Origin of the sequence: Vallitalea longa (assembly GCF_027923465.1) — a bacterium.
Lineage (GTDB): Bacteria > Bacillota > Clostridia > Lachnospirales > Vallitaleaceae > Vallitalea > Vallitalea longa.
The window spans coordinates 1-339 of record NZ_BRLB01000072.1; the positions used below are offsets into that span (position 1 = coordinate 1).

1 protein-coding gene is annotated in these 339 nt (G+C 30.7%); it reads left to right on the plus strand.

The annotated features are described in order from the left end of the window. Positions 1 to 113: 113 nt before the first annotated feature. Complete coding sequence (locus QMG30_RS25200; protein WP_281819923.1) at positions 114 to 200, plus strand: sporulation stage IV protein A; 87 nt, start codon at positions 114 to 116, stop codon at positions 198 to 200. The last annotated feature ends 139 nt before the right edge of the window (positions 201 to 339 follow it).

The following is a 339-nucleotide window of genomic DNA, read 5'->3' on the forward strand; positions in this document are numbered from 1 at the left end:
CCCCCAGTTACTTATATTATACCACGACACGCTATGACACGCAAATAATATATGTAAAATTTGACAAAAAATAGCCATTTTATAGGCATTGTAAAGAATTTATAAAGTCGCAAGTGTCAAACTCCCGAGACAAATTGCAGGAGACATTGCAGAAAATCGTTAATGATGCCAATGGAGGAATTGTTTGTATTATAATCTAGAATATGGGTATAATAATAAATGACGTAAGGTACTTATTATGAAGACACCTAAGCTAAAAGTATCTATAACTTATTATTTCGGCATCTGTAAATTAATAACAAGTATTTTCTTGCAAAATGAAGCTTTAGGTGTTATAAT